At 56.8% G+C, this 1,538-nt stretch carries 1 protein-coding gene; it reads right to left on the reverse strand.

The annotated features are described in order from the left end of the window. A partial coding sequence (gene vgrG, locus HMPREF1028_RS12810) for a type VI secretion system tip protein VgrG (RefSeq protein WP_156798181.1) occupies window positions 1-1,538 on the reverse strand: 1,538 nt, incomplete at both ends.

The raw sequence follows: 1,538 nt of genomic DNA on the forward strand, positions 1-1,538 counted from the left end.
GGCGAGTTTGATGTGTTCCTGACCTTTTTGGTCTTCCATCCTGAGTTTGTTGTTCGCCCAGGTACGGATGACGTTCCTTGTGTTCCAATCGGCAGGGATGTGGTCGGGATGGGCGCTGTCGTGCATGACGCCGGAGATATACGGGCGGTCGGGATTGCCTTGTACGAAGGACAGCATGACTTCGGTGCCTTCGTGTAAGGGGAAGTGGATGCCGTATTCGGGACCGGCATAGGGTTTGGCCAGTCGGACAGGACGGCTTTCGCCGCCGGGACTCCATTCGTCCAGATCAAACGGCAGTTTGACTCGGTAGCGGCCCATGTCGTCGATGTAGGCGTAGGTGCAGTTCTCTGCTGCGGTTACCCGTGCGGGCAGTGTGCCGGCGATATGGGGGCGCGGGGTGGTGCGTTCGGGACGGAAGGCGAGTTGGGCGGGTATGGCGGTAAAGGTATGGGTGTAGGCGGTATCGCGGCTGCTGCTGTGTTCCATACTGAGTACCAGCCAGCCGTCGGGTGCTTCGGGGAAGGCGGTATCGGTTTGGAACACTTTCATCGGCGCCATGGAGACGACGTTGCCACTGCCGTTGGCGACGGTTTGGCGGCAGAGGACGGCTTCGTTCAACAGGGTCGTCTGAACTTTGGCTTCGTCGGGGGTTTTGGGATGAAGGCCCCAGTTTTGCTGTTTGCCCAATAAGACGGTGTTGTCGGCTGACTCTTCGGACTGTTTGTTGTCGGTTTCGGCAAAGAGGTCGGTATCGGCGCTGCGGTAGTTGTAGTCGGCACTGCGTATGCCTTCGACGATGGGGTTGTGGCGGATGCTTAAGTTGAACAGTGCTTCGGTACCGACGCTTTCCAGTCCGGCATGGGGGCGGTAGGAAACAGGTAGGCTTTGGTCGCGGAAATAGTGTTCGGGACTGTCGCCGAAGACGACCACATCGCCATGTTGCTCATTCTGTTCGAAGGCATACCAAATGCCTTCTTCCTCACACAGACGGTTGATAAAAGCGAAGTCGCTTTCGAGATACTGGGTCACATACTCGCGGACGGTGTAGCTGCGGCTTTTTTGGAAACGGTAGTCGACACCGGAGAAACCGTGGTGCTTGAAGACGGCGGCAACGATGTCGGGGACGGTTTGGTTTTGAAACAGTCGGGAGGATTGGAAATGTTTTAAAGCCGCGAAACGCGGCTCTAAAACAAAGCGGTAAACGGTTTCATCCTTGGATACGGACAGCTTCTCGCATGAAGTGATAATGCCCTGCCATTGTTTCGCCGGAGATTCGTCCGAACCGGCTGAAAAAGCGGCAGCCACCTCAGACAATACGGCCTCCTGCGGACGGATTTCAAACGCTGCGCGCTGGTTGAGGTAGGAAGACAGCGGCAATGAGGAATCGGCGGAAGTGGCGTTGATTTCGACGCGGTAGGCGGTGTTGGCGGCTTCGGAGGCGGTGAAGGATTTGACGGAGAGGGAGGGGGAGAAACGGGCGAAGGTGAGGTGGTAGGATTGGCGGGCAGTCATGGCGTTAAATTTAAAGATGACAATAG

The sequence above is a fragment of the Neisseria sp. GT4A_CT1 genome (genome assembly GCF_000227275.1).
GTDB lineage: Bacteria > Pseudomonadota > Gammaproteobacteria > Burkholderiales > Neisseriaceae > Neisseria.